The organism is Moorena producens 3L, from assembly GCF_000211815.1.
Lineage (GTDB): Bacteria > Cyanobacteriota > Cyanobacteriia > Cyanobacteriales > Coleofasciculaceae > Moorena > Moorena producens.
The window spans coordinates 17,563-40,600 of the sequence record NZ_GL890827.1; the positions used below are offsets into that span (position 1 = coordinate 17,563).

19 protein-coding genes and 2 pseudogenes are annotated in these 23,038 nt (G+C 45.1%); 8 read left to right on the forward strand and 13 right to left on the reverse strand.

What is annotated here, in order from left to right:
* Positions 1–306: 306 nt before the first annotated feature.
* A complete protein-coding gene (locus LYNGBM3L_RS04415; protein WP_008179589.1) occupies positions 307–1,944 on the forward strand; it encodes a DUF6930 domain-containing protein in 1,638 nt (545 codons plus the stop codon).
* Between the two features lie 318 nt (positions 1,945–2,262).
* Here LYNGBM3L_RS04415 and LYNGBM3L_RS37845 read toward each other — a convergent pair whose 3' ends face one another.
* On the reverse strand, positions 2,263–2,394 hold the full coding sequence (locus LYNGBM3L_RS37845; RefSeq protein WP_008179590.1) for a ribbon-helix-helix protein, CopG family: 132 nt from the start codon (positions 2,392–2,394) through the stop codon (positions 2,263–2,265).
* A 55-nt stretch (positions 2,395–2,449) separates the two neighbouring features.
* Here LYNGBM3L_RS37845 and LYNGBM3L_RS04420 point away from each other — a divergent pair, with 55 nt between their 5' ends.
* The gene (locus tag LYNGBM3L_RS04420; protein ID WP_044492266.1) at positions 2,450–3,673 is read left to right on the forward strand and encodes an RNA-guided endonuclease InsQ/TnpB family protein; all 1,224 of its coding nucleotides are present in this window, start codon (positions 2,450–2,452) and stop codon (positions 3,671–3,673) included.
* A 1-nt stretch (position 3,674) separates the two neighbouring features.
* Here LYNGBM3L_RS04420 and purM read toward each other — a convergent pair whose 3' ends face one another.
* The gene (purM, locus tag LYNGBM3L_RS04425) at positions 3,675–4,727 is read right to left on the reverse strand and encodes a phosphoribosylformylglycinamidine cyclo-ligase (RefSeq protein WP_008179594.1); all 1,053 of its coding nucleotides are present in this window, start codon (positions 4,725–4,727) and stop codon (positions 3,675–3,677) included.
* Positions 4,728–5,399: 672 nt separating this feature from the next.
* On the opposite strand from purM, the gene LYNGBM3L_RS04430 reads away from it, so the two are divergent.
* The 4 genes and pseudogenes from LYNGBM3L_RS04430 (at position 5,400) to LYNGBM3L_RS04445 (ending at position 10,634) form a co-directional block, all read left to right on the forward strand.
* Entirely contained in the window at positions 5,400–6,482 is a 1,083-nt protein-coding gene (locus LYNGBM3L_RS04430) for a septal ring lytic transglycosylase RlpA family protein (protein WP_008179597.1), read from the forward strand.
* Positions 6,483–7,518: 1,036 nt separating this feature from the next.
* Positions 7,519–7,914, forward strand: a pseudogene (locus LYNGBM3L_RS49300) (septal ring lytic transglycosylase RlpA family protein); the annotation flags it as partial.
* Positions 7,915–8,030: 116 nt separating this feature from the next.
* Positions 8,031–9,587 (forward strand): bifunctional pantoate--beta-alanine ligase/(d)CMP kinase, encoded by a 1,557-nt coding sequence (locus LYNGBM3L_RS04440; RefSeq protein ID WP_008179603.1) that lies wholly within the window; start codon positions 8,031–8,033, stop codon positions 9,585–9,587.
* Positions 9,588–9,716: 129 nt separating this feature from the next.
* The gene (locus tag LYNGBM3L_RS04445) at positions 9,717–10,634 is read left to right on the forward strand and encodes a polysaccharide deacetylase family protein (protein ID WP_229414304.1); all 918 of its coding nucleotides are present in this window, start codon (positions 9,717–9,719) and stop codon (positions 10,632–10,634) included.
* A gap of 826 nt (positions 10,635–11,460) precedes the next feature.
* Here the strand turns inward: LYNGBM3L_RS04445 and LYNGBM3L_RS04450 are convergent.
* The 10 genes from LYNGBM3L_RS04450 to LYNGBM3L_RS44885 all read right to left on the reverse strand — a co-directional run bounded on the left by LYNGBM3L_RS04450 (position 11,461) and on the right by LYNGBM3L_RS44885 (position 20,140).
* On the reverse strand, positions 11,461–11,778 hold the full coding sequence (locus LYNGBM3L_RS04450) for a hypothetical protein (protein WP_008179608.1): 318 nt from the start codon (positions 11,776–11,778) through the stop codon (positions 11,461–11,463).
* 43 nt (positions 11,779–11,821) lie between these two features.
* On the reverse strand, positions 11,822–12,196 hold the full coding sequence (locus LYNGBM3L_RS04455; protein WP_008179610.1) for a hypothetical protein: 375 nt from the start codon (positions 12,194–12,196) through the stop codon (positions 11,822–11,824).
* A 414-nt stretch (positions 12,197–12,610) separates the two neighbouring features.
* Positions 12,611–12,904 carry a hypothetical protein gene (locus tag LYNGBM3L_RS04460; RefSeq protein ID WP_008179613.1) on the reverse strand — a complete coding sequence of 98 codons (294 nt, stop codon included), beginning with the start codon at positions 12,902–12,904 and terminating at the stop codon, positions 12,611–12,613.
* A gap of 55 nt (positions 12,905–12,959) precedes the next feature.
* Positions 12,960–13,835, reverse strand: coding sequence for a class I SAM-dependent methyltransferase (locus LYNGBM3L_RS04465; protein ID WP_008179616.1), 876 nt, complete (start codon positions 13,833–13,835; stop codon positions 12,960–12,962).
* Positions 13,836–13,876: 41 nt separating this feature from the next.
* On the reverse strand, positions 13,877–14,059 hold the full coding sequence (locus LYNGBM3L_RS04470) for a hypothetical protein (protein ID WP_008179618.1): 183 nt from the start codon (positions 14,057–14,059) through the stop codon (positions 13,877–13,879).
* A 135-nt stretch (positions 14,060–14,194) separates the two neighbouring features.
* Complete coding sequence (locus tag LYNGBM3L_RS04475) at positions 14,195–14,731, reverse strand: Nif11-like leader peptide family natural product precursor (RefSeq protein WP_008179620.1); 537 nt, start codon at positions 14,729–14,731, stop codon at positions 14,195–14,197.
* Positions 14,732–14,922: 191 nt separating this feature from the next.
* Positions 14,923–16,404, reverse strand: coding sequence for a zinc ribbon domain-containing protein (locus tag LYNGBM3L_RS04480; protein ID WP_008179622.1), 1,482 nt, complete (start codon positions 16,402–16,404; stop codon positions 14,923–14,925).
* Between the two features lie 149 nt (positions 16,405–16,553).
* A complete protein-coding gene (locus tag LYNGBM3L_RS35305; RefSeq protein ID WP_008179623.1) occupies positions 16,554–16,802 on the reverse strand; it encodes a cyanobactin biosynthesis system PatB/AcyB/McaB family protein in 249 nt (82 codons plus the stop codon).
* A 104-nt stretch (positions 16,803–16,906) separates the two neighbouring features.
* Complete coding sequence (locus LYNGBM3L_RS42790) at positions 16,907–17,062, reverse strand: hypothetical protein (protein ID WP_008179625.1); 156 nt, start codon at positions 17,060–17,062, stop codon at positions 16,907–16,909.
* A gap of 33 nt (positions 17,063–17,095) precedes the next feature.
* Positions 17,096–20,140 (reverse strand): S8 family serine peptidase, encoded by a 3,045-nt coding sequence (locus LYNGBM3L_RS44885; RefSeq protein WP_008179627.1) that lies wholly within the window; start codon positions 20,138–20,140, stop codon positions 17,096–17,098.
* Between the two features lie 458 nt (positions 20,141–20,598).
* On the opposite strand from LYNGBM3L_RS44885, the pseudogene LYNGBM3L_RS39705 reads away from it, so the two are divergent.
* Both LYNGBM3L_RS39705 and LYNGBM3L_RS42795 read left to right on the forward strand, forming a co-directional pair.
* Positions 20,599–20,700: pseudogene (locus LYNGBM3L_RS39705) on the forward strand (transposase); the annotation flags it as partial.
* Between the two features lie 117 nt (positions 20,701–20,817).
* Positions 20,818–21,159, forward strand: coding sequence for a hypothetical protein (locus tag LYNGBM3L_RS42795; protein WP_131827243.1), 342 nt, complete (start codon positions 20,818–20,820; stop codon positions 21,157–21,159).
* Between the two features lie 372 nt (positions 21,160–21,531).
* Here LYNGBM3L_RS42795 and LYNGBM3L_RS04500 read toward each other — a convergent pair whose 3' ends face one another.
* Positions 21,532–22,731: a DegT/DnrJ/EryC1/StrS family aminotransferase gene (locus LYNGBM3L_RS04500; protein WP_008179628.1), complete on the reverse strand. Its 1,200-nt coding sequence runs from the start codon at positions 22,729–22,731 to the stop codon at positions 21,532–21,534.
* Positions 22,732–23,038 lie beyond the last annotated feature (307 nt).

Below are 23,038 nucleotides of genomic sequence, written 5' to 3' on the forward strand. Positions count from 1 at the left end.
TAGGCAGGAGTGTCAAAAACGGTGATTGCTGCCTGTTGGTTACGAGAAACACCATTAGCTGGAATCAACTAACCATAAGGGTTTCCTGAACGTGTTGCTCGAAAGTTGTATTCATACCTAGTACTATTAATCTCGATCTGGTAGTTTCTGGTGGTGTCTGGTGGTGTCCCAAATCCATGTATGTAATCTGTGAAACGCAACTTCGGATCAGGGGGGCTTGTGCAACTATACCCCGGTAAGATAGGAGTATCCACCAGCAACTGGCTATTCATGGTCGGTACTTAGGCAATCAACCCAAACTATTCTATGTCTGCTTTGAATCGCAATACTCGTCGTCGGCTCAATAAATTACAACAGACTTCCAGTGTGTGGGAGGGAGACCGCCGTCCCCTGTCAGTTATTGGTAACAATCATCAGCCGGATGGTGAGGGTCATAATGATTGCATTCTTTGGGTGGATGGCTCAGAAGGCATTGTCAGGGCAATGGATTTAGTATCACCAACAATGGGACCAGAAGCGATTGTTCGTGCCCTTATGCAAGCCATGGAACATCCCCAAAGCCCCGCCAGACCAGCACGACCCTCAAAGATTGTTGTTCGTAACCGAGAAATTCAGTTTTTTTTGCGAGGTGTCCTTCAAGGGTTAGACATTGGAATTGATTATGTACCCAATTTACCCTTGATTGACGAACTGTTTCGGGGATTTGAGGAAATGGCGGCTACTCGACAACCCCAGCTACCACCTAAGTATGCCGACCTACTTATAGAAAAAGCCTATGAAATTTGGCATGAAGCTGCTTGGGAAGTAGTGGCTGATCATCAGATTATCTCGATTGAATTAAATCGCTGGGATTTGGAAACTCTATACGTCTCAGTAATGGGTATGCTGGGTATGGAGTACGGGGTACTACTATATCGGTCCTGGGATTCCCTGAAACGGTTCCGATCATCAGTGCTGGCAGATGACTCGTGGGACAAGATGGAACAAGCTTTCTTAGGGCAAGATTGCTTGTTTTTAACCTTCGGGCGGTTTGGGGATGATACCGAAGATGAGGATGAAGAGGATGATATTGATTTAGCTGATTTACCAGTATCAGAGATTGTACCTGGCTTTGGTACAGTCCATCCCTTGGAAGGAATGCGACCTTATATTTATGAAGAAGAAGCGATCGCCATTTATGTTGCCCTAGAAGCCATTCAGCGATTTGTTCACGATTACCATGAGCAATTAGATGACGAAAACTTACCCAAGATTGGTAAGCGTTACCGCATCCCGGTACCCCTAGAAGCAAAATCTACTGTTAACGTTAAAGTTAACACCCATCCTGACCTAGCGGATGAGTTGTTAGAGATGGCAATTGAGTCCGAGGAAGATGATTTCGATTCAGGGTCGATGACCATACCCTTACGGGATGACCTTGTGCCAAAGGATGCTTTCCTCAAGCTGGGCATGATGTCTTGGGAAGCAATAGAATCTATTCGCTCTGGTGTCAAATCCTATCAGTCTCAGAATATTAAAGCAATCGGGGAAGGCATGCCAGTTATTTTGATTCAAACCACCCGACCAAAGGCACAAGTGTTGATAGAACAGATCCAGACTGCTGGTGGAATCAAAGGGATTTGCTTTAATTCAGGGGAAGACCCCTTTGAGGGCACACGCTACGACCTTGGCATTATCCAAACAGAAAACAGCAGTCTTTATTTGTTAGGAGAGTTTTCTGAAACCGATACCAACCATGCTGCTGCCCGCGAGCAGTGGGAGGAGGGTTGTGAAAATCAGGGCTATTGTGGTTTAGTTATTGCCAGAGGTCTAGCAGGAGCATCTCGGGGTAATCCCAAGCCTCGTGACATGATGGCATTGTTTGAAGCGCGATCGCTCTCCACTACAGATTTGGGAATAGCAATCCTGAAGGCAGAACCCTCAATAACTGAGCCACCCTTTTGAGTTTCTGATTGAGAGAATAGACCTCTTGCAAAAATAACTAAGCAATCATTTTGGATAGCTTCTAAGTCAATTTTGAGACCTATTCCCTATTCCCTATTCCCTATTCCCTATTCCCTGACAACTGCCGCGAAGTCTAATGATTGAGAGACTGCCCACCCAGAAGCCTGATCGGATCACGGGATGAGCTAAAGCAGCAGCAGCCCCGCGCTCTACCCGAAGGGTGAGCGTCGGGAAGAATGCGAGCGAGATGAGGAGGGTGGGTCAATCAATGCCGAAGGAACTGAGGCGAGTGCGACCCACACCGACGAGACGAGCAACTCACTCAGGCAATGAACGAATAAATTCCCGCAGAACATCCGTGATGGATCTTTCGGTTTTTCGACAATAGGAATCCAGTCGATCTTTTTCGGTTTTAGGGAGTCGAATCTGGATTGTTTCTTTACTGGTCATGATTGCAGTGTATGGAAATATGCACTACAATAGTATCACGACAATATTTTTTCCTATGCGAACCGCCTACCAGTACCGATTAAGATTGACTCGACAACAGCAAGTCACCATTGACCAATGGCTTGACATTTGCCGTCGGCAATACAACTATCGGCTGGCAGAGCGGTTTAATTGGTGGGAGCAAAATCGCTGCGATATTAATGCCTGTCCATTGGTATGTCATCTCCCAGAATTGAAAGACCGTCCTGATTTCTATGCTCAGAAACGGGATCTGGTCAACTCGAAAAAGCTGTTCCCCGAATACAAGGATCTGCCGTCACATACTCTGCAAGATGTGATTGCACGAGTAAAAAAGACGTTTGATCGATGGCTCCAAGGGGATTGCAACGGCAAGCGAAGCGGTAAGCCCCGGTTCAAAGGAGTTGGGCGTTATCGTTCAATTGCGTTTCCAGATCCCATTAAGCCAGAACATATTGACGGGCGATTGATCCAGCTACCAAAGATTGGCAAGTTGAAAATGATTCTGCATCGTCCGTTGCCAGATGGCTTCAAAGTGAAAACAGCAACTATTACCAAGAAAGCGGATGGGTATTACATCACGTTGTCGTTACAAGATTCGTCGGTTCCCGTTCTTACTCCTGATGCTCCAAGTCTCGATAATACCATTGGGATTGATATGGGATTGAAAGAGTTTCTGGTAGATGATTCGGGGGCATACGAGCCAATTCCTCAACACTATCGCAAAGCAGAGAGATGCCTGAAACGGTTGCAGCGCTCACTTTCTCGTAAGAAGAAAGGTTCCAACCGTCGAAAGAAAGCTATTAAGCGAGTCGCTAAAGCTCACTTGAAAGTTTCAAATCAGCGCAAAGACTTTCACTACAAAACCGCCAAAAAGCTTTTATCTCAAGGCAAGAATTTAGCACATGAAAAGCTGAACATCAAAGGTCTAGCCAAATCTAGGCTGGCAAAATCTGTTACGGATGCTGGATGGGGTCAATTCCTGCAAATTCTCTCAATCAAGGCTGAAAGAGCCGGATTGTTGGCAATTGCGGTGAATCCAAACGGCACTTCTCAAAACTGCTCTGAATGTGGTGCAAAAGTCCCAAAAACGCTCTCAGACAGGCTTCATAACTGTTCTGAATGCGGGCTGACGATTGACCGTGACCACAATGCAGCAATCAATATCAAGTATTTGGCGGTAGGGCATTCCGTCAATAAAGCTCAGGTAGCGTCCGATGCAATAGCAGGAGTCCCTGAGAAGCCCGCGCTCTATGCGTGACTCATGAGCGTCGGGAGTATGTAACTAGACCAACAACACCACCATCCCCTGGGATTACTTCACCAATTTTACATGCATTTACCTGCTGTGAATTAAACGATGTTAGGGTTTGCTCAACCTGCTGTTGAGGAACAATCAGCACAAAACCAATCCCCATATTATAGGTATCAAACATTGCCTGAGGACTAACCTGACCTGTTTGGGCTAGCCACTTAAAAATTGGTGGAATCACCCAGCTGTTGGGATAAATCTGGACGGATTGTCCAGCACCCAGGCAACGAGGGAGGTTTTCTGGGATACCGCCGCCAGTAATGTGAGCCATACCGTGAATCTCGATACCAGCCCTACGAGCATCAAGCACCGGTTTGACGTAAATCTGAGTTGGTGTCAACAATTCCTCCCCTAAGCTTTTACCAGCTAAAAATTCCGGAGTTATGTCCCAGGAAAGAGCGTTGTCTGGGGAATCCTGAACAATTTTCCGGATCAGACTAAAACCATTGCTGTGGACGCCCTGACTGGCCAAACCAATTACCACATCTCCAATTTGGACTTGGGAACCGTCAAGCATGCGGCTCTTTTCCACAATTCCTACACAAAATCCTGCTAGGTCATACTCAGCGAGTTCGTAGAAACCAGGCATTTCTGCGGTTTCCCCTCCTAGTAAAGCACACCCAGCCAGACGACAACCTTGGGCAATACCGGCAACAACCTGAGTCAGTTGTTGTTGGTTGAGCTTGCCAGTGGCTAAATAATCCAAGAAAAACAGGGGTTCCGCACCAACAGTCAAGACATCGTTGACGCACATCGCTACCAAATCAATGCCAACAGTGTCATGGCGGTTGAGGTCTTGAGCCAATTTGAGTTTAGTACCAACTCCATCAGTTCCAGATACCAGCACTGGCTCAGTATATCCAACTGGCAGCTGAAAGCAACCACTAAAACCACCTAGTCCACCTAATACTTCCGAACGGTGGGTACTTTTTACCAGGCTACGGATTTGGTTAATAAATCCTCGACCTGCCTCAATATCAACACCAGCGTCTCGATAATCCATGGGAAAACAAAAATGCTTTTGAGCTAGAAATGCAGGATGTATTTTATATCAAGTCTGGTTGAATACCCATAATTAAGGAGAGGGTGGGGAAGATGGGGAGAAACGGAGGTGTGGGGAGATGGGGAGATAGGGAGATTTTTATTAAGGGTAATTATCCTGACCTGATCTTACAGGGTAGTGTCGATCAAGACCTAGGGGGCAAATAGGGTCAGATCAGTAGTGTTTTGATGAAGGTAGTGGTCAGCGCCGTGGTCAGCGCCGTGGTCAGCGCCCTTTCTTACCAGAATTGGTTGCACCTAGTCTGTATTCAAGTTTACTTTATAGAGGAAATTTGTTGAGGTTGATTCATTAGTTATTTCGCAGATCTTGATGGGATTGATAAGAATTAACTATTATTGGCGTTACTTCACAAAAACTTCACAAAAGCTCTAACCACTAATATAACTTAGTTTGTGGTCAATCTACAACAGTCGATTTTGACAAGTTATTAGTAACAGCTTCATAAAATGGGGATTCCACCATCAGAAACTTCATGGTATTCTGTTTCAGGTTTTTAGTTAAATCACTAATAACCAATTTGTGAGGAGTTAATGGGCAAGTTGAAGTTATGTTGCTGGGTTTCTTGCAGCACCATAATGCCTAAAACTGCCAATTATCGTAGACAACAGACCTATGAATCAAAAAATTTGGGGTGGCATCACCGCTTCTTTCCTAACAACAGTTCTCGGTACAACAACATCAACTCCTGTCTCATCCGCTGAGACAGTTGTTCAGACTGTGAAAGGAAATTCTGATACCCAACTGGCACAAGAATTGCCATCTAGCGCAACTGCAGCAATAAAAAAACTACCAGCTCAGCCCACACCAGAGTTTCAATTGGCTGAGTTTCCAGAGCAACTGAGGACTGCCAGTACCTCAGAAATCATTACCAATATTTATGCTTATCAACTGGCAGGACGTCAGGCAGCTACACTGTATGTCCGCAGTATTCCTGTTCTGACTTTCCTAGGTTCACAGGGAATCAATACTGACCCTAGCAAAGACAGAGTTGCTACTGAGGTTGAAAAGATAGCAACTCCGTCTTCTGTTGCCCCAGGCAACGCTACGATATCGGATGCTAAGGGGTCAGAAAATGACTCAATTCAGCGGGCTCAAGTGGTTGCTGCTCGGATCAATGAACTTCATCGCAACAATGTCAATGCTGAGTCAATCACTGTCCGTTGGAATGGTTCCTACAAAAGCTACAGCATCCAAGTCAATCAGGAAGAATTAGTCCAAGTTGATCAGAATACAATTCTGCCAGATACCACTAAAGACCTGGCTGAAGATGCTCTACAAGCTACTAATCGATTGCGACGGCTGATCGGTTACGCTCCCCCTCTCAAAGAAATTGCCGACTTACCGCCAGCACCAAAACCACGAAGAGTACAGAAAGTAGCTAGGAGTACCACTCGACGAGTAAGAAGTCAGATGAGGGGTATGGCTTCTTGGTATGGTCCGGGTTTCCATGGCCGACGCACTGCCAGTGGTGAGCGATTTAATCAATACGCCCTGACTGCTGCTCATCGTACCTTGCGGTTTGGGACTAGGGTGCGGGTGACTAACATGAGAAATGGTCGCTCCGTCATTGTGCGAATTAATGACCGTGGACCCCACAGCAGGAGTCGGCTCATTGACCTTTCCAGGGGCGCAGCCCGAGTTATCGGACTTGAAAGATCCGGCACTGCTGCTGTGCGTCTAGAGGTTTTATATTAACTTAAATCTTCAACGGCAATGGGTAATGGCTAATGGGGAATGGGTAATCGCTAATTGTAATCTAATTCCCAATTCCCAATTCTCCATTACCAAAGGTGAAAAAAAGTTTGTTGCAGGTAGACACGACAATTAGCTGTCCGGCAAAATTCATCCCACACCTAATGCTACGCATTAGGTGTGGGATGAATTTTGCACAGGGTATTATAAAATTGCTATAATATATGTACTGATAAACAAAGCCGTTCGCGTAGCGTGGCCTACGGCCTTAAATGCTGGGCAAGTCAGCCACTTACGTGCCTAAAAAATAGAACTCATTATATTGTTCCGGTGGGTCGGGGCATCCCGTGTCGTTAATAAAGTAACCCGTGTATCCGTTCGCGCCCCGCGTCGGCGAAAGCCGATAGTGATGGCTGGAGTTGGTAAGAAGCCCACACTGTAATCTTCGATGAGCGTGTGGGAGTATGTCACTATTAGTATGATCCGTGTCCCTGCTTAAAGTAAGCATTCAGCTAACTCCCTAGGCTGAATGCTTATTGTTTAAGTGGATAGCCTCTAGCAACTAAGCTGTGAGGCTTATAGCGCTACCCGCAAGTCAGAAGTTAGAAGTCAGAAGTCAAAGGTGCGCTTTCCGTTCTCCGTAGGAGACGCGGGGCGCGTTCGGCGAATTAAATTCGCCACGGGTCGCACCTAAAAGTTAGCTATGAGTAAGTTTCGGAGTTTAGGAATGTCCTAACAGTAGCGCGTAGTGCTATATCATTTATCAACTGATATTTCATCAGCTAAGGGCTTTGACTATACTGTTAAAGATAACCCTGACTTACCACTGATGACAGAGGTGAAATCTGCCACAATTCCAGATGCTGAAAAACTCTCAAATCAGCAAGTTCAGATGTTTGATTTTGCTAAGTTTCCAGATAAATTTAGAACTCTTCCTAGTTTAACCTTGCCAGGGTCTGAGCTAATTACGACTGAGGAGATTCCAAAGTCAGAAGAGAAGAGAGCTTCTGCCAATTCTAATCTCCAAGGAAACGCTATCCTGATCGGCTTAGCTTCTCCTCTCAAAAAAAGCACTGCTTCACCACAGACATGGCAACCACTAAAAGTACCAACGATTGCAAGGCGTAGCCGTCGCCGAGTGCGATGGAGTGTAAGGGGGATAGCTTCCTGGTATGGTTCAGGTTTCCATGGCAGGCGCACTGCTAGTGGCGAAAGATTCAATCAATACGCTCTGACTGCTGCTCATCGTACTTTGCGGTTTGGCACTAGAGTCAAAGTGACTAATCTCAGAAATGGTCGCTCTGTCATTGTGCGGATTAATGACCGTGGACCTTATGTCAGGGGTAGGATTATTGACTTGTCCAGAGGAGCTGCCAGAATAATTGGACTGGTAAGGTCTGGCACTGGGTCTGTGCGTATAGAAATTCTTTATTAAATTAATTAGTTATTAGCCAATAGAAATCTCCAGGAATTACTTGGCAACTCCTGGAGATTTCTATTTATATAGGACTATGTTGCTAACATCAATAGGGATCTAAACTCTAGAGTCTTATGCACCTGTTTACAACAACTGCTGGATTACACTGCTACTTAGAACGTCAAGGTCATGGCAAGGAAGTGGGTCTAGTAACCACTATGGGAGCCTTGCACAGCGGTCACTTAAGCTTAATTGAGCGGGCAAGACGAGAAAATTCTCTGGTGATTGTTAGTATTTTTGTTAATCCTCTTCAGTTTGCACCGACAGAGGATTTTCAGGAGTACCCCCGTGGATTGGCTCAGGATCAAGAACTTTGCCAACAGATTGGAGTTGATGCAATTTTTGCTCCCACTGTGGATCAGTTGTATGGTGACAATCCAATGCCCACTGCGGACAAGGGTGATGAATTGACTCAAGTGGTTCCACCCAAAGCCATGACTTCTGTCCTATGTGGTGTCTCTCGTCCTGGTTTTTTTCAGGGTGTGGCAACTGTTGTGGTCAAGCTGTTGAATTTGGTACGACCAAACAGAGCCTATTTTGGTCAAAAGGATGCCCAACAGTTGGCAATCATCCAGTGTATGGTGGCAGATTTTAAGTTACCAGTGACAATTGTTCCTTGTCCGATTGTGCGGGAAAAGTCGGGACTCGCTTGTAGTTCTCGCAATCAATACCTGACACCAGAGCAAAAAGCCCAAGCATCATTACTATATAAAGCGTTGCGTAGCGCTCAGAAAGCGTTTCAAGGTGGATTATGCGATCGCATCAATCTGATTGAGAGGGTTATGTCAGAATTAGCTGGAACCCAGGATATCCAGGTCGAGTATGTGGAATTAGTACATCCTGTTACTCTCACTCCCCTCGAACAGGTTGAAGAGCAAGGATTATTAGCGATCGCAGTTCACTTAGGTACAACTCGTTTAATTGACAATATACTCCTGTCCCACCGCAAACCGATTGTGGCCATTGATGGTCCGGCTGGAGCTGGAAAATCTACCGTTAGCCGTTTGGTAGCCAAAGAGTTAGGATTGATGTATCTTGATACTGGTGCCATGTACCGGGCTGTGACATGGCGGGTGCTCAAAGCCGGTATTGACTTGGAGGATGAGCTTGCGATCGCAGAATTAGTCAGTAAGTGTACAATTAATCTGACTAATAATCAACCGGGAGAGTTTGGGATTCAGGTGTGGGTTGATGGAGAAGAAGTTACCCAGGTCATTCGCTCACAGTCCGTTACTGCCAAAGTGTCTACAGTGGCTGCCCTGAGTTCAGTACGCCGTGAGTTACTCAAACAACAGCAGCGCTGGGGTCGTCAAGGAGGATTAGTGGCTGAAGGTCGTGACATTGGCACCCATGTCTTTCCCAATGCAGAAGTCAAAGTATTCTTAACGGCTTCTGTCCAAGAAAGGGCACGTCGCCGTCAGCAAGACCTGAAAAACCGGGGGCAAGAGGTGAGCTTAGAACAGCTGGAGCAGGAGATTCAACAGCGCGACCTGAAGGACAGCACCCGTGCTGTAGCCCCCTTGCGCAAGGCAGCTGATGCTATTGAAGTACAAACCGATGGTATGAGTATTGCAGAAGTTACCGATTGTCTTGTCAATATCTACTATCAGCAATTGTCACCGGATGGCTGACCGCTAATCTTAAACAGACAATTAAACAGACAATTAGGCAACAGCTAGCCACCAGTATATAAGATGATGGTTAGTTATAGATGATAATTTACTTTCCTGGTATTTTTGCAGGAGCAAAGGAGACCAATTTTGGCAAAACGTGAGGGCTTATTCTGGTCGCGCAGTACATGGATTATAATTGCTGCTATTCTAAGTTGTATGGCTGGCTACACCTTGAAAACAAGTCGATGGGCTAACCAAAATATTGCTGCACTAATCACTAGGCAAATGCCACAGCAGCAAACTGACTCAAAGAAGGTTGAAACGTTAACTAAGCCGCCAGATAAAGGTTTGCAGCAAGGTATTGCTAAATGGGCAGAGCAAGAGAGAGGCAAGCAGATTAACTATGTTCCTCCGCAATTTCGGGGAAAATATATCGAGGACGTTGAGCTTAAAACTCCACAGAAAGTAATTGCCTTGACCTTTGACGATGGTCCTTGGCCGAAGATGACTAACGATGTCCTACACATCCTTAAAAAATATGATGTTAAGGCAACTTTCTTCGTGGTAGGGAGAAATGTTTATCTATATCCAGAAGAGCTTAAGAAAATTGTGGACCATGGTCATGCCCTTGGCAACCATAGTTGGAACCATAGTTATTACTATCATAATCCCTTAGCAGCTGCTAAGGAAATTGATAATACCACAGCACGGATTTACAAAACTATTAACGTTAAGACCTCTTTGTTTAGACCCCCTGGGGGGATAATGAACAATGGCTTAGTGGCTTACGCCCGAAAAAAAAATTACGTGATTGTAAAATGGTCAGCTGACTCAGAGGATTACTCGGTAAACCAACGTCGGTTGACCTATAATGTTCTCCGCAGAGCGAAACCGGGAGGAATTGTGCTACTCCACGATGGTGGCGGCAATCGTGCCAAGACGATACGAGCTTTACCGGTAATTATTACTGAATTGAGAAAGCAAGGTTACCAGTTTGTGACCGTACCAGAATTGTTGGATATGGCACAAAAAGAGTTGGAGATAGCACAAAAAGAACAGAAGTGACATGTAATTACTTATCAACGGTTAATCGTTAGGTAACCATTCAGCTATCAGCCGTCAGCCGTCAGCTTTTTAATAAAACAGGTAAGCCTTTGTTTAATCTCTTTTACGTCTGCTGCCAGGGATTCATAGTCTTGGGCTGATGGGCTTTTCCCCCAGGTTAAACGCCTATAAATTTGTATTAAAAATTACAGTCAAAAAGTAAACAATAGTATCAAAAATCCATAATTAACCTGTTTATTCTCCATAAGCCCGATTGATTATCAATTATTTGCCCTGTTATCATTAGTCGATTTGAGAGTACTCTACATTGTGGTTGCGTACGCAAATCCTCCTTTGATTTTTGTTCAAAGTCAGCGGAAAATTCGTTGACTTTGAACAAAAAAACTGCCTCTCTTGGTGCCCGTTCCCTTGGCGAGGAAACCTCGCGCCTTGTCGCACCGCTTTAGGATGGGATTTATTCGAATTAAAAAAAATTAAGTTAATCAGTTTTTTTATGTTACAATTTATACTAACATTAGATGCATTTACCCTGACTTATATAGCAGTACGCATTCAGATTAGGACATTCCTAAACTCCGAAACTTAATCATAGCTTACTTTTAGGTGCGACCCGTGGCGAATTTAATTCGCCGAACGCGCCCCGCGTCTCCTACGGAGAACGGAAAGCGCACCTTTGACTTCTGACTTCTAACTTCTGACTTGCGCGTAGCGCTATATCATGTCGGGATAATTACCCTTAATAAAAATCTCCCTATCTCCCCATCTCCCCACACCTCCCACCCTCCCCACTCTCTCCTTAATTATGGGTATTCAACCAGACTTGATATTAGATGGGGGGATTTTTGATGCAGGAAAAGAAGTTACAAAGTTTTATCCAAAGTCCAATATCACTGGGGTATTCCTGAATCTGATCAGGAGGTTCAGGAATGGGGTTAGGGGTTTCCTTAGTACTACTTCCCTCAGATGAAACTTCCTCCAATGTTTCCTCGGCATCTTTGAAGGGAGAGGAGGAATCATTTTCTTTTTTTAGCTTCAACTCCGAAGAGTTCCTTTGGCTAGCTAATTCCTCTAGGGTATCTTGTAGACCTGAATAGTTCTGGATAACCAATCTCCTGACGGGTGAAGCTTGATTTGGAAGTTTCATGCTCTTTTTTCCCTTCTGAAATTTGGGATTTCATTAAGGGTGTTCAAACTACCCTGCCAGAAGAGTCGGACGGACGGGAAATTGCTGGCATCGCTAGGTGTTGCAGAATCCTTCCCAATTTTGTCCAAAGTCCAGTATCACTGGGGTATTCCTGAATCTGATCAGGAGGTTCAGGAATGGGGTTAGGGGTTTCCTTAGTACTGCTTTCCCCAGATGAAACTTCCTCCAACTCAGATTTTGCAACAATATCAAATGTTTTCTTGATATCTTCGAAGGGAGAGGAGGAATCATTTTCTTTTTTTAGCTTCAACTCCCAAGAGTTCCTTTGGCTAGCTACTTCCTCTAGGGTCTCTTGTACACCTAAATAGTTCTGGACAACCAATCTCCTGACGGGTGAAGCTTGATTTGGAAGTTTCATACTCTTTTTTCCCTTCTGAAATTTGGGATTTCATTAAGGGTGTTCAACCAGACTTTATATTATTGAGGATACCTCCCTAGAGGCAATTATGCACAGAAAGTGTGATGGCACTTAGAAAACTAGTGCAATCACACATTTGCTATCATTTAGGTTCGCGACTATATGTTCTAATACGCTCCCAGAATTTAGCAGCCTTGAAACCTAAATTAGGTTTTTCCGAATAAGTCTCTGCTCACGGGCATATATTCGCAGGGCTGTTTCATTTTCAATTTTTCGGTTCGCTGAAGCTCCCGAGTGGCAGCGGTTTCGCCCCTGTTTTTCTATTATTAAACCCAATAGTATAAAAAAACGGCGATTTGCGTGACCTTAAGGGGCTTTGAGCCCCTCACCCAGGAATTTTAGGGTCGAGCAATGTTACGCCCCTGGGCATATAGTCGGGATGCTGAAGCAAGCATTCCAGGCTGCGCTTCTTGACAGACCTTGCCCCACTTGCTGGTCTATGCAGTTTTTACAGTTTTGTGAGATGGGTGGCAGAGCTGTTGGCCCAGGGTTAACCGGTGGTGGTGGTGCTAGAAGATTACCATTAGATGCTTGCACTTGCCGCCCTTGGTTTAGAGCTGCAATTGGATTAATACCAGTCTTGAAGCCTAAATAAGTTTTTCCTAGGGAGTCCCGGCTAACGGGCTTAACTTGAACTGGAAGTTTCATATGATTGCTCCTTGTTTTAGTTAATTCGTCAATGGTTAGACAGAAAGAGAGTCAGTTAGGAATGATTGTCTTTTTCTGATCGCCTCAGCAAAGCAAAGCCAACTAACTTGCGCAAACTTTCTTGATGTTCTGGGGAGGATAATAACGCCAGCAGTGCCTCAGGCAGGTCTAAACGCTGCAAACGCTGTCCTTCTTCTAGGAGAGAACGAAATTCAGTGGTTTCCCAACCTAATTGCCAAAAAAAGTTTGTCCCCTCGGCAGGAGCGAATTGAAGCTTGGCTTCACCATTAGCTGTAGCCTGATCCAGACTGTTTTGGATGAGCTGCAACCCACTATGGGAAGCCAGATCCGTGAGCCACCAACTCAACTGGGGCTGTGCCCACAAATCCCTAGCTAGGGCTGCAACTTGCTCAGGATTCAGATAGACAAGCAGCCCTTCCGTTACGATCAGTACCTTTTTTGTCTCAGAGCCAATGTCCCGAAAAAGACGCTGCCTTGCTTGGGAATTGGTCACGTCAAGGGGAACAGATTTGAGTCTGCACCCAGGCTTGATGCTAGCCAGTTTACTAGCTTTATAGTCTAAGACAGTAGGGAAATCAACCTCAATCCACAGGAGTGAAGCTGGTACAGGCAGACGGTAGGCACGGGTATCAAGTCCTGCTCCTAAGTTCAGAACTGCATCGACTCCCCCTTGCTCAATACTCTGGATAATCAACTCGTCCATAACACAGGTGCGCACGATACACCCAGGGGCGTGGGCCTCCTGCTGGGGCATTTGCTGCAACACCTGCTGTCCCCGAGTTCCCGCCAAAATCCGGGCATAGGGATCCTGAAAATGAGCGTCTGGGCGATCGCTCTCCAGAACCCGATAGAAGGCTGTGAGGAAGGCTGTATCAGAGATGTCTTGAACGGGTAAGGAAGTAAGACTCATGCTCAGACTCCTGAAGGATCATTCCTACGAGACAATTAGTGCTAGATAAGAGAGCCTATAGCTGCCGTTAAAACTGGAGTTACAATTGGAGCTACAGCCTCCGTAACTCTAAGAACATCATCTATAGTGTCACTAGCTTCAACACCATTGACACCATTATTCAAGGACAGGGTAGTCCCGGAAACTTTTCGTTGAATGGGTGCAGTTTGTTTCGGTAATTTCATGATTATTTCTCCTGAACTAGGCTGTTACTTACTTGATTAGATGTGAGTTTTCGCCTAACACATACCCTAACCAAGGGGGGACATGCCCAGCTTGAATGGGAAGTTTCATCACCGTTTCTCCTGAATCAAGTTTAATCAGATTCCCTGTGCGACCTCTTCAACATCTTCTGCTGTAAAGGAATAACCTTCCGCTTTACCGAGTTTGACTAGAACTTGGGCAAGGTTGCCTTTGTCAGTTGTTGTCTGCAGCTTCTCACTTAGCTTTTGTTGCAAGGCTGGATCTTGTTTAACATCTGTCAGAAAGTGTTCCAGGCTTCCCTGGGCCAATTTGTAGAATGCTGAGATCAGCTCCTCAACAGAATTAGCACTCCACGATCCAGGCATTGTCATCACATCTTGAGCGGCAAAGTTGTAACCACCCTGAGTTTTGGCGAGAGCCAGCAATTGTTCGACAAAGGCACCTTTATCCGTTATCTTGTTCAGTTCTGCTTGCAGATTAGGGTCGTTTTGAACAACCCAGGAAAAATGTTGCAGGTTGCTTTGTTTCTGTAGCTTTGCCAATAATTTGTCAACAATTTCAGTCAGTTGAACCGTCGGCTCAGCTTCTGAGGTACTCGGAGGTTTGCTTTTTTTTTTGGCTATTGTTCGATAAATGGCCTGGTGAATATTCATGGCTTTTATTACTAAGTTGAATCCTGGAGTTAGTTAGTCGAGCCAACACCATCAAATCGGGATACTCTTAAACCGGTATTAATTGGGACAAACCAATATCAAACGGTCAAGGTGCATTTTCTTGTTGCCTGAGTGAGGAGTGGTCATGAACCATTGGAGTAAGTCTTCCACTCATCTTTTCTAGGCGTTCCTCAAATCCCGTTGAGGAGTTCCTTGAAAGCCTTAGTTTTGGTATGCTTAGAGTCAATCCATCCAAGCTCGACTGCATCAAGCAGACTAAGTCCCATCCCTTTCAAAAAACGCGCGGTACGACGCAACAATACGGCCTGAACCTCGGTCTTGTTCATGTACCGAGAAATCTCCTTGTCTGTACCTCTGGCAAGGATGTTCTTAGCAGCATTGCAGTCAGCCTGTAACACGACCCCATCAAATCCGGTAAAATTGTCCCCAGTCCTTTTCCCCAACAGGGTTCCATTTCTGGAGTCAATTTGCGACGTGTAACTAGGCTGAACTTCTGTGACAAGCGAGCCAGTCCAATCAGCCCATTTCTGCAAAGAATCTCGCATAACTCCTTTCATCCAACTATTGAGTTTGCGGGACACGGCCTTAGACTGGCGCTTATTTCGGATCGGCTGTGTTAAATCTGAGGCCGTAGGCCACGCTTCGCGAACAGCAAACACCTTTAAAGATTCCCCATTAAAAAGAGACTTAGAGGCTGCTCCTATTATCGCCGTCAGTTCTGATTGATTTTTTCTGTAACGGCGATTTTCTGTTTTTCTGGTCAGATTATTTTCGAGTATTCGAGCCGACTTGGCCGGGTCTATTTTTTCTAGTTTTCTATGAAGTGCCCAAAGCTTACCCCTGTTCCGGTTCTTTGCACATATGCGCTCAGACTTTTTGGTGGCTACTTTTCCTAGTTCTTTTCCGTGAGCTTGACCCTCTGAGTCATAGAAAGCCTCAGTGTAACCCTTGTCTACTCCTATACTCCGACGTTCAGATGAAATCTCTACGGTTCCATAGTCTACCAAGAAGTGAATTTCAAATCTTTGCAGGAGTTGGTTGTGGATTAACCTTATTTGTCCTTTTATTTTTCGGTTAGACCTAACAACTATCCTGTTCCTCTTCCCTCTTTTTAATCCAGCTATTTCTAACTGGTAAGTATTACGGGAAAGTCTTTTGCATTTGTACCCTCCTTGTTGATAGACTATCTGGTTTTTACCCCAAGAATGTCCCCGCTGAAATTCCTTTCTGACAAATCTGTGTAAGAGGGAGTTATCGAGGAAAGCTACGGTCTTAAGTTGTTTGCAAAGCTCTTTCCGCTTCTTTTGGTTATCTTTCCCAGGGAACCTTTTGTAAACCTTTTTAATTACCGCTTCAGTGCAAGCAGCTTGGCTCGCTGTAATGGCCTTGGCTACATCACTGACCGTCCATTCCATCAATTTAGAGGGCAATCCCAGGGATTCGGGACTTCTAAAACTCCTGACTTCTGGGTATGCTTTTTTCCAGTCGAGTCCCCAGTAGCTAATGCTTCCCAATTTGTTGTAAGACTCAGAGCGAACCACACCAAGTTTTTTCATAGTAGACAGTAACTCAAGCTCAACCGACTTTGCTATCCCCACTACAGGGACGATTTGAGTCGATATCTTCCTGGTTGCTCCTACTTTTTTTGGCATGGTCGCAAAACTCTGTGTCCTATTTTAATTATACCATAGCGCTAGTAAATTGTCCATGTCTGATTTATACGGTTAAATACATTATTATCCCTATTTTTAGGGGTTTGGCTGCGAGGCGCTCAACTTCTAAGCTAAGCAATACTTCAACTCTAAAGCCCACCATAGGTAGCTGAGCATCTTGCTCTTGACTGTCCAGAGAATATCTGACAGCCACAGAAGTTGGCTGGCATCAAGAATCTCATGGGATTGTTATAGTTGGCACCATGAAGTAAATCAAATTTAAGGTTGCGCAACTCCTCCACTGCCCCTGCATCTATTAATATTTGCAGGTCTACTGTTGTGGAAGGGTCAATCAGGTCTGGTCTTTTAACGGGTACAGATTGCTTCGGTAGTTTCATAACTTGATCGCGTCATGGATGTTTACCTTTGTTAATGGTTGTTGATGGGTCTGTAACTACCTAGCACAGACCAGTTTCCCTCATCAAATCCAATCAATTTGGACTCAGAATTTGAGGGTTACTTCCAAGCCTGATGCACCTGATGTCCCTCTCAGTATTTCCTCAAAGGCAGTAGTGCTAGGTTTAACCCCTTTCTCGTTAGATATTGCTGCTGAGGTGGAAGGACGTTGAACAGGTACAGCTTGCTTAGGACATTTCATGGCCGTTTCTCCTTTTTTAAAAAAAATATCTGACTAGAGCGCATCCCAAATTCTGGGTTGACCCATGGTCACCGGCATAATATCGCTAACATCAATTGTATATCGCAGGATTTTTTTGGCTCGTCTATCGTTTTCTGGGTCAAAGAACTTAAGCTTGACATCCCAGCAGTCTGAATCGACTCGGCAGAAGGGGCTTCGTTCAACCCCAATGGTATCAAGCTGCATAGACCCAGCAGTTGAACTCGACGAAGTCTGTAGTACAGTCACTAAGGCATCTGCAAACTGAAAGGCATTGGTCGCAGCATAGTTGAAAGCACGTTCTTGGGAGGTTTGACCAAGATTACGCAGATCGTAGTAAATGCGTTGTAGAAACGCTCTTAATGCATAATCGGTCGCCTCAATCAATTGATTCAACAGGCTTTCATCTATGCCGCCTGCCATAACTGCGTTAATGACATCCTGGATTAAGATCTCAATGTGCCAACCGTACAGTCCTCGCAGATTATACAGTTCAAGTACAGGAACAACTTGACCAGAGAATAGTTGAACGGTTTTACCTGTTAAAATTCCTGGGATTGAAACTTTATCGATGTATCCTTTGTTGTAATCGTTCTGGGCAATTTGTGGCAAAGCCTGCCCCTCTAGAAACTTGCTCAATTGCTTGTACACCAATTGAGCAGATGGACCTTTCGCCTCAATAGCATAAATGGGGGTCAGCTCTAGATTCAATGTCCAAATCAGGGATTGAGTTTCTGATAGGTTGTCTGTTCCCTCATTACGGCGGACTTCATAGTCGTTCTGGCTATCTAGCTGCAGATCACCATTGCCATCGAGTATGGGAGTACCCAGAAGATAGTTAGTCATCTGCCTCACATCAAATGGATTAGCAGGAACAGCAGTCTCAGTATTTTCATTCTCTGCTGAAACTTCTCTATTAACGTTTTGAGAATCCACTAAGGGCATCAGCTGCTTAAAGCTATCTTGACGAGCCTCTGTGCCAAAGTCATAGCCAATGGTGCCGATTGCGTAAACCAAAGCCTTTGACCCACTATCACAGCCACATCCCATGGAAGGGACGACACCGCTGGGGGTAACCCTAGTAGGAGCAACGGTGTTAGCAGCTATAGCGGGTACCGCACCCATCTGCCCATAATGAACCGGCATTCCCTGTTGAACGGGCGTGGCGTGCTGAACCGGTGCAGTCTGAGCAGCGGGAACGACTCCCATCTGCTGATAATGAACCGGCATTCCCTGTTGAACGGGCATGGCTTGCTGAACCGGTTGATTATAGCCAGCGGGAACCACTCCCATCTGCTGATAATGAACTGGCATTCCCTGTTGAACGGGCATGGCTTGCTGAACCGGTTGATTATAGCCAGCGGGAACCACTCCCATCTGCTGATAATGAACCGGCATTCCCTGTTGAACGGGCATGGCTTGCTGAACCGGTTGATTATAGCCAGCGGGAACCACTCCCATCTGCTGATAATGAACCGGCATTCCCTGTTGAACTGGCATGGCTTGCTGAATGGGTGCAGTCTGAGCAGCGGGAACGACTCCCATCTGCCCATGATGAACTGGATGAACGGGCATGGCTTGCTGAACTGGTTGATGATGGCCAGCGGGAACGACTCCCATCTGCTGATAATCAACGGGCATTCCCTGTTGAACTGCCATGGCTTGCTGAACTGGTGGAGTCTGAGCAGCGGGAACGACTCCCATCTGCTGATAATCAACGGGCATTCCCTGTTGAACGGGCATGGCTTGCTGAACTGGTTGATGATGGCCAGCGGGAACGACTCCCATCTGCTGATAATCAACGGGCATTCCCTGTTGAACTGGCATAGCTTGCTGAACTGGTTGATGATGGGCAGCAGGAACGACTCCCATCTGCTGATAATCAACGGGCATTCCCTGTTGAACTGCCATGGCGTGCTGAACCGGTTGATTATAGCCAGCGGGAACGACTCCCATCTGCTGATAATGAACGGGCATTCCCTGTTGAACTGGCATGGCTTGCTGAACTGGTTGATGATGGGCAGCGGGAACGACTCCCATTTGTCCAGAACTAGCACTGGGGACAACCGTCGTTTCGTAGACTTGCTGCTGATTAACCGATTCAGCCGAACCCAAATTACTGGCTTCACTGGGTTGCATTCTTTCCACCTCCCAATTCTGATTGGACATTTCTTGTGTTTCCCCTTTAGTAATCAACTCATATGCTCCAGGAATATTGAGACGACCTGCCAGACAACGACGAGCATCTGGAACTGTATCTGGGTGGCAAGGTAAGGCACTTTCAAGCAGTGCCTGACGGATGAAGTGAGGATCGGGTTTTTCTCCTCGTTTGAGCTGGATGCTCATTAACAGTGCTACCAGCCCAGATACAATTGGAGTCGCAAAGCTAGTCCCAAATTTTAGGGTGGTACCTCCACCAAGCATGGCTCCCAAGATGTTTTCACCAGGAGCCAAGATTCCCTGGTTTTGGTAAGCCTGACCCCAATTACTAAAATCGATTGGCAATCCCTGGTCATTCATTGCACCCACAGCTAGTACCGAGGGCAAAGCTGCCGGAACATGAAGACATTCACAGGCATTATTTCCCGCTGCTGCAATGATTAAAACACCATTCTCATGACAGTGACGGACAGCCTTTTCTAAAATGGGGTCTGCTGCACCAGATTCACTGAGTTCGCCTCCACTGATATTTATGACATTAGCTCCTTGTTCAACCGCCTGATTAATGGCTCGAGCTAGGTCTATTTGCAACAGTGAACGATTCTGACGATCAGAGAATACTGGCACAATCAGCCCACGACAACCGGGGGCAATTCCCTGAACTGGACTACCATGCTGCCCAAAAATTACGCTGGCAATGTGAGTACCATGACTAGCCATCTTCCCCACAGGAGCATCTGAAACCAGTGTAGGCAGCTTAGTTAGCTGAGCCCCTTGAAAGCTGGGATGAGATAGATCAACTGATCCGTCAAGAACGGCTACACATACCCGCGAATCGCCAATAGATTCATCCCACAGGGATTGAAGTCCAGGCAATTTTGACGCTGAGTAGTTAAACATCTATTGGTTATCCAGAGAAGTGCTAGGGAGAAGGGAGTCCTTGAACCTCCCGTCTTCAGGGGAGATTTAGTGAAGCTACTAGCGCTGGAATCCCTTAGCCACTGCGGCGCAGCGCCCTATAGCTTTCACCCCGATAGCAATTATATACACTCCTCTCATGAAATAGTGAATATATTAAGAAATGTTGAATACATTCACAAAATTTGACATTCATCAAGAAGAAGTTGATTCCTATTGACAGGAGATTACCTCAACATCGGCTCAGTCTTTCAATATAAATATGAATTTTTATAATAATTTATCTCCAACCTCTTGGGTAATTTCGAGTAACTGTCAAAAAAATAATTAATAAATTAATTAATCTAAATCTTGTAAATATTGACTTAGAGATTTATTATTAAATAATAATCTCAACAGCCAAGGCCAATAGAGATAATTAAGAATTATGGCATCACATAATCAACAATAAGCTGAAGCTAATTAAACGAAGAGCCGATGGATTCATAAATTTTGATAATTTCAGACTGAGAAGTTTTTTAACTTGGCATTTTGATGGTTAGTTTTACACAGTAGGTTCCGTAGAGCCTAAAAATTCTGTTCATCTTCACAGGACTGCCAGGGATTTCGTGGCGAAGCGGATGCCTGCCCTCGCTTACTACCATTTTTCAATCTCAGGTTTGATTAGACTTCGCGGCAGTTGTCGGGAACAGGGAACAGCGGATCACCGGAACAGTGGACAAGAATTGACGCAAAGCGATGCAGAGGTGCGACCCGTGGCGGCGAGCAATCCCTCGCCATCACGGAAAGCGCACCATTACGGTCTTGGGGAGGCAGCGCGGTCTTGGGGAGGCAGCGCGGTCTTGGGGAGGCAGCGCGGTCTTGGGGGTTTCCCCCATGAGCGACTGCCGTGGTTTCCACGGGGCAAACAGCGGTGCGGACGCAGGTTCCGCACACAGCCCCTCCCCATGAGCGACTGCCGTGGTTTCCCCCACTCGCTATTGCATCAAGAACACTATTAGAAAAATACTTTTGCAAGATGTCTATTATACTGGCCAGTGGCAGGCACACGAAATCGAGTGTTAGCGATCTGGCAGTCCTGGGAGCATCCTTTGGGCCATCCAGCTCCGTAGATTGACAGTCATAATTTGTCCACAACGGCCGCAAGTGGGGATGATTTTGTGTTATTCTCGCCTAAGGAAACGGGATCGCTCCCAACCTAACTTAAGTAAGCGAGAATGCCACCGCTATCGCTAAAATCATCCTCACGCTTGCTCTCATAGTCCAGAAGCCCTGTCAAACACCTTTCAGGTATACTCCGATTACCAACCTTTTTGATACATTGCCCTACAAAAAACACCTCCTAAATCAAGGGGATTTGGTATGACTATCGACTACTGGCAAAATACTTGCTGCACTGCTTTAACTATTCTGTTAAGATCCGTCATCTCCAATTCTGGATAGACTGGTAAAGATAATAACCTTTCCACGATTTGCTTTGCTATTGTTAATCGTCCTACCCGATGAGGTAAACCATTTTGATAAACAGGTTGATCTGGAATCAATTTCGGATATATTCTCATAGTTTCGATGCCAACAGAAATTAAGTGGTCTTCTAATTTCTGTCTTGTCTGGACTGAATCCGTTATCACAGTGTATAGATAATAAACATGAGTTCGCCCTGGAGCAACAAAAGGAATCTGTAGTGGTAAACCATCAAAATGAGCGTTGTAATAATTAGCAATATAATTACGACGTTGGTTCCACTCTTCTAAGAATTTTAATTCTAAATTTATTAATGCGGCTGTAAACTCTCCCATACGCCCTCTTAGCCCAAAGACCTCGTGATTATAACGATTTCCAGGGATTCTACCTAAATCAGATAAACGAAGGACTTGTGACACATTCTTTGCATCTTGCATTGTGATCATGCCACCATCTTCTAATCCGCCTATATTTTTACCATTATAGAAAGAAAAACAACCAAAATCTCCCATACTACCAGCATAGTTGCCATAATAAGTAGCCCCATGTGCTTGTGCGCAATCTTCAATAATTTTTAGATTGTACTTTTTAGCTATATCCATTAATCTGTCCATATCAGCCATTTGCCCATACATATGTACTGGGATAATCGCTACTGTTTTGCTAGTAATAGAATCCAAGACTGCATCTGGATTAATGGTTAGTGTTTTGGGGTCTATATCTACAAATACTGGAATACCTCCGACTGCATTTACAGCATAAGCTGTTGAAATAAATGTTAATGAAGGCACTATTACTTCATCACCTGGATTGATTCCAGCGCACATGAGTGCTATTTGCAAAGAGATAGTTCCAGATGATGTGGCAATTCCGGTTGTTCCCCATAAATCTTTTATCGATTTTTCAAGAGCAATAACACGATTTCCGCGTCCTGTATATTTTCCAGATAAAATTACTTCGTCAAATAACTCAAGAATCTGTTTTTTGAGAAACTCAAAGCGAAAACTATAGCCTTCAAAGGGAATTTTGGATCTACCGAACCTAGTGTCTATAAAACCGTGCTTATTCCCGACTAGGTCTGATTGGATGGGGTTTTTAGAAAAAATCATTCTATCTCTTGATGCAGTCGCTCATGGGGGAAACCCCCAAGACCGCGCTGCATCGCTTAAAAACTCAAATTACCGTCCAATCAGGATTATACTACAGCAATCCTAAATCATTTATTTGTAAAATCAGCATCTGTAATCGTTGCTGTGCAAGGGTTATAGCGATAGCTTTGGCCAATAGATTTAACGAATCATTTAGGACTGCTATAATTATTTTATAACATTTTTACACAGCCAGTTCGGTATAGCCAATTTAATTAGTTAAATTTTACTTAAATTCCAATTCTTTTGCGTCCTGTGCTGCAAGCCT